Source organism: Nostoc sp. NMS7, from assembly GCF_017115085.1.
In the GTDB taxonomy this organism is placed as follows: domain Bacteria; phylum Cyanobacteriota; class Cyanobacteriia; order Cyanobacteriales; family Nostocaceae; genus Nostoc.
Map to the genome: position 1 here is coordinate 5,107 of NZ_JABXKJ010000153.1, position 5,569 is coordinate 10,675.

At 39.9% G+C, this 5,569-nt stretch carries 6 protein-coding genes; all 6 read right to left on the reverse strand.

Annotation, left to right across the window (positions count from 1 at the left end; genetic code table 11):
* Nucleotides 1-96: 96 nt before the first annotated feature.
* The 6 genes from HWQ38_RS15905 to HWQ38_RS15930 all read right to left on the reverse strand — a co-directional run bounded on the left by HWQ38_RS15905 (nucleotide 97) and on the right by HWQ38_RS15930 (nucleotide 5,378).
* Nucleotides 97-702, reverse strand: coding sequence for an exopolysaccharide biosynthesis protein (locus HWQ38_RS15905; protein WP_292795068.1), 606 nt, complete (start codon nucleotides 700-702; stop codon nucleotides 97-99).
* A gap of 31 nt (nucleotides 703-733) precedes the next feature.
* Nucleotides 734-1,003, reverse strand: coding sequence for a hypothetical protein (locus HWQ38_RS15910; protein WP_292795069.1), 270 nt, complete (start codon nucleotides 1,001-1,003; stop codon nucleotides 734-736).
* A 39-nt stretch (nucleotides 1,004-1,042) separates the two neighbouring features.
* Complete coding sequence (locus HWQ38_RS15915; protein ID WP_292795070.1) at nucleotides 1,043-1,969, reverse strand: ion channel; 927 nt, start codon at nucleotides 1,967-1,969, stop codon at nucleotides 1,043-1,045.
* Between the two features lie 162 nt (nucleotides 1,970-2,131).
* Entirely contained in the window at nucleotides 2,132-3,025 is an 894-nt protein-coding gene (locus HWQ38_RS15920; RefSeq protein ID WP_292795072.1) for a DUF2382 domain-containing protein, read from the reverse strand.
* A gap of 162 nt (nucleotides 3,026-3,187) precedes the next feature.
* Nucleotides 3,188-4,123, reverse strand: coding sequence for a DUF2382 domain-containing protein (locus HWQ38_RS15925; RefSeq protein WP_292795073.1), 936 nt, complete (start codon nucleotides 4,121-4,123; stop codon nucleotides 3,188-3,190).
* Nucleotides 4,124-4,535: 412 nt separating this feature from the next.
* Nucleotides 4,536-5,378, reverse strand: coding sequence for a DUF2382 domain-containing protein (locus HWQ38_RS15930; RefSeq protein ID WP_292795074.1), 843 nt, complete (start codon nucleotides 5,376-5,378; stop codon nucleotides 4,536-4,538).
* Nucleotides 5,379-5,569 lie beyond the last annotated feature (191 nt).

The window sequence follows — 5,569 nt, forward strand, 5'->3', positions numbered from 1 at the left end:
AAATCTTCCCGGATATGGCAATCAATCAAGCGGATTAATAAATGGTAGATGCACCCTAATAAATTACAGCCCTCAGCCGAAAGCTGGGGGCTTTTATTATTTAAATATAGATGGCAGCAAACTGGGAGCTAACCATACTGCATAACCAATAAATCCAAACAGCAAGGTAATCAGGACAGTGATGCCGTAGCTGATGCAAATTAATAAACCGTCAGATTCGATGGTCGCTACAGTCAAAAGTAAAATACCTACAGTGGGGATAGGATTTGTAAACGGAATTGGTAATATTAGTAATATTGTTAATAAAGAGATACAAAACCCATTAATTCGCCAAATCAAAGGATTATGGGCTATTTTTGCCAATCGGGGACGGGCGATTTTCTGTGAAACTTTGGTAAGATGTCCCAAATTTTGCAAAAGTAACTGGGCAAAGCGACGAGGAAATTTGTAGTTAGCGATTCTTTTCGGCAGCCAAGGCGATCGCCTGCCTAAAACCATTTGCACTGACAACAGTAAGCAAGCACCACCAAAAGGGCCAGTTAATCCCGGTGGCATAGGAAATAAAAAGGGCAAAACTAATAATGTAATTACCAGGCTGAACCCTCGTTCTGAGGTTTCTGCTAGAATATCACCTAAAGTCAGGGGTTGTTCAGCTAGGCGTTGCAACAGGGACTTTATATCTTGAGAAAATCTCAGATGCATTTGGCTTGAGTTGATGTGAGTTACTACATTTTTAGCAGAGGGAGAAATCAAAACAGATGGGTAGCAAATTTTTGAGCCAAATAGCATCAGTAGAGCGATAATAGATATAGAGATCAAAATATGTTATATGTCCATCGTCTCCAGCGCGTGTTGTGTTGTCGTCCTTAATCACCAACAAGAGCAAAATCAAAATATCTGCTACCAAAACCAGTGCCAGGATGTGCCAGTTAACCACAGCAAGAGTATGGTTAAAAGTTGCACTGTAGTTGAAAATGGCCGGGTTGTCGTTAAACCCTTGCAACCACCACTCAATCCGAGTTCTGAGTGACTTTCAGGCATTTCAACTCTTTTCATCATCTAAAGGGAAAACATCGTGGAAGCGGTTGTAATCAATGTAGCGATCTCCATCAGGTGTGTGGTAGAAGATATCGGCAAATTGATTATTCCACAAAATCTCATTAGCACCATAAGTATGACGGGCATGGACGACCTGTGAAACCGTTTCATCAAGGCCACTCAAAGAGACGATCAGAATAGTATTTGTCTGGGTTAAGGATTCTGGTGTCATCCCATATAGAGGACTAAACTCATCAATGACATGCATCACTGACCAGCTTAACGTGAAGCTAGGTGTTTGGTTAGTCAGCAGTTTGAGATCGTGGAACCGACGTATGAACTGCCCTTCTAGGGTTACTTCGTCGCGCATTAAGTAGACTCGCATCTGCGCCTCCAGAATTATATTGCGACGCTTATTAGCGCTGCGAAATATGAGAGTCGGCATCGCATTATGAGGTGTAATTACAGCAACACGGCTAAAGACCACACGAGCTGTAGGTCGGGAGAATCGAGCAAAGGCTAGTCCTGTCATCACAGCAATTCCCACCAAACCGATCATTGCTTCAATGGTGACAATAATGTTGGCGTAAGTTGTTTTAGGATACATTGCCCCATAGCCAATGGATGCTAGGGTTTGGACGCTAAAGAAAAAGACATCTAAAAAAGACCCAGGTCGGGCGTTGGCAATACAATCTCCTCCAATCAAGTAAGCTAGGGCAAATAGAGCATTAATAGTTATATAGGAAGTAAAAATCAGGATCAGAAAGGCAGTCCAGGGAATCGTTAGCAGCAGATGGTAAGGATCACGCCAGTAGGAATGCCATGCACCTATGCCCATAATCTCAAATTTTCCATCTCGAACTTGAATCTGAATCCGTGGGATCAGACGCTGTTGTTTCTTCCGTGAAAGTCTCTTTAGTCGAAATTTCATTGCAAGTAGCCAAAAAAACGGCAACTGCTTAGTATTGTAAATTAAGTTGCTTTCGAGACATTCCACTTACCCGCAAAGGAACGAAAATTTAACTTTCTTTTCTTAAATCAGTAAAAAAATAGGGTGGACAATGCCCACCCTACTAATCTATCTGCTAGAAACTTATTTTTCCGGCTTTAGTGATTGACTTTTAGAACATCGGTCAAACCACTCTTGGTATTTTTTCTGGTGTGACTCATCTTCAATAACAATCGTCACTCGCACCTGCTTGCATCCGTGATTTTTCTCTAGTGCGATCGCATTCAATAATAAACTAGCAATTTTAGGGGAACTAAATTCGCCACTTACCGTTAAACCGCTATCAAAGCGTGTAACTTCAAGTCTTTCTACTTCGGTCAAGTCAACGCCAAGAATTTCCCCTTCATCTAAATCAATTTCTGCAAGTTGTTTGTGTTCTGGACTAATTTGTTCCACAATCAGCTTTTCACGCCGGACAGGAACTTGTACCATCCGGGTTTCGATGACTTTGCGAACAATCACCTCACCAACTTTACGCTTACTGCTTTCAACAACTAGTCGTTCTTCTAGTAAACGAATAATCTGTTGTTCGTTAACCTGTTCTAAATTTACTGGCTCAACTGGGCTATTTGTAATTTGATTATTGACTAGTTGCTTGGTTGAGTTTTCTGATAGTGTGCCATCGCCTGGTGTTTCTGCTTCTAAATATTCAGGCATATATTCAATTTCTGATTTGTTTAAGTCTATGAAAACAGATTTAGTCGGCTTGTCAATTTGTTTTATTCTCTGGCTCTGCAATTGAAATAAAGAAGGATGTTTATTAGCTAACTGCTGACCATATTCTAGAGTTTCTTGATTCGCCTGGTTAGATATAATTAAGTTTAGCCGGCGATTAGCATCAACAATTAAATCATGAACTACTCCTACTAGCTCACCTTGCCTATCGATGACAACAAAATTCTTCACCTTCTTTCTTAAATCTGCTAGTGAGGTGCTAGTGCGAGTCTTCGTATTTGCCTGTCCAATGTTTTTGGTCATCGGTTGGCTATTCATATGCAAAACTTCTGAATTGCTTTCTAGTTAGCTATATTAAATGTATTGTTTGTTTTGACCTTTTAAAAGTACAGGCAAAGCTAATTAAACAGCCCCACCTGTACTCTGTCAAATTAGTTATTGGTTCTTAACTAATAACTATGTTGTTTAGCGTTCTTCAATCGGAAGATTACCAGAATTAACATCTAACTCTTCACGACGCACAGTTTCTTGAGTTTCAACTGTCTCTTGATCTACCACTTTTTTGACTCGAACTTCTTCACGCAAAAATGCTTCTTTGCGAATATCCGCAGTTTCTTCGTGGAGTTCTATCCGAGTTACTTCGCCTTCACGGAAATCTGCTCCGCGTCCAGAAGCGGCAGTACCTGCATCTGCTGGAGTTACACGCTCAATCACAACTCGTTCTCTTTCTATTGGCACTGCAACCCGTGCAGTATCAGTCTCAACACGCTTGCCAATCGTTACTTCTCCAGTTTTTTGGCGTTTCTTATTGGCAATCAGCCGTTCTTCATATAATCTTAGAGTTTGATGATCTTGATCATTTAACGCGTATAAAGAAGGCTCATTTTCGTAAGTGTAGCTATCACGATTGTAAGTAGGCGTAACTGGCTGCTTATAGGTTGTATCTACTGGTGCTGTCGCTTGCAATGGTAATGCTGGTTCTACAGGAAGGGCGTAGTCTCCCGGTTGTGCTAATGAAGCTTCTAGAGGTAGGGCGTAGTCTGTAGGTTGGCGATATACACCACGCACCCGTTCTTCATAGTCATAATCAAGGCTTTGGCGTTCATTGAACTCAGGTAAATCTTCTGCTTGCACTCTAGTCAAGCCAATTGTGTAGACGCGATCGCTGTTATAGTCGATACGGGCACGACCAACTGGTAGTAATACTTTTTTACCAAAAATCCAGAAGCCTAAGTCAACGACGAAATAGCGGAAATGACCTTCTTCATCCACTAAAACATCGCTGACAGTGCCAACTTTTTCCTCAGTTCCTTGTGTATAAACCCCAAGCCCCTTAATGTCCTGACCTTCAATTGTATCCCGGTAGTTAGGCTCAAAATCTTCCAGTTTGTAGAGAACCATTATCTTAACCTCAAAAATTTTTTTTCATCTTACTAATAACTAAACTATACATTTATTTACTTGTTTACATCCTTCTGCCGAATGAATTATTTCAATAGTTCAATAATCAAAAGTTATAGATATTGTTTTATATATGGCTAACTAAAGATGCGAAATTGGGAACATCTGACTTTTGTAAAAATATGTTTAGCCTTGGTGCATGGAATTCACCGCATATATTAAAATGCTTACCGCAAAATTTTGCATTTCTACAGGGTTTATCAGAATGTAAATTTTTTAAAGGCTAAAATTCCCAACTTGTCTAATAAGTCGGGTATCTTGTTGTTGAATAAAAAAATACAGGCAGAGATAAAAATTAACTTTGCCTGCATGATTATTTTCAGATAATATCACAAATTTATTGACCAGCTACTTAAATAGCTTCATCTGTAGTGGGAGGATTTTCTTCAACATGTAAATTACCCACAGTATTAAGATCTAACTCTTCTCGGCGAATAGTGTCTTGTGCTTCCACAGTTTCTCGTTCTACTACTTTCTTAACTCGGACTTCTTCACGCACAAAGGCTTCTTTATGTATCTCAGGCGTTTCTTCGTACACTTCTATGCGTGCTACTTCTCCTTCTTGGAACTGAAGTTCACTAGGATTTACAACCTTTCCTACTTCTGTTGGGACAACTCGCTCAATCACAACTCGTTCTTTTTGAATATCTAGTGTAACGCTTGCAGTTTCTGTTTCAATGTGCTTACCAAGCGTTACTTCTCCGCTTTTTATGCGTTGTTTGTTGGCAACTAATCGTTCTTCATAAAGTTTAAAAGTTTGATCAGATTGCTCATTTAACCCATATAAAGCTGGTTCTTTCTGGTAATTGTATGTATCGCGATCGTAAGTTACACCACTGGTTGGAGAACGAAATACACTACGTACCTTTTCTTCATAATCATTATTAAGGATCGCGTCTTCTTTGTGATCAGGTAAACTTTCTACTTGCTGTCTGCTTAACCCATCAACATAAACGCGTCTTGCAGGATAATCGATTCGGGAAAGACCAATGGGTAGTAATATTTTCTTAGTAAGAAAATCTAAGGTTATATCAATAATTAAATACCGAAAACGACCATCGTCATCAACTAAAACATTGGCCACTGAGCCAACTCTCTCTCCTCCCTCAGTATAAAGCTCCAACGCTTTAACGTCGTCTCCGCCAAAAGTTTCTCGATAGTCTGGGTCAAAATGTTCAAGTTTGTGAAGAGGCATCTGCTGTTCCCAAGTAGTTTAGAATATTTCTGAACTATTTTAATAAATCTTGTGCTGTGTCTCCTCCTACTAGCGACTGAATTTAACAGGACTTATACCATTTCACTAAAACCCTGATACATATAGATTTCGCATCGGGGCACGGAGTTGCCCATTGGTGTCAACTTAAGAGGATAAAGCCCATATTTGCT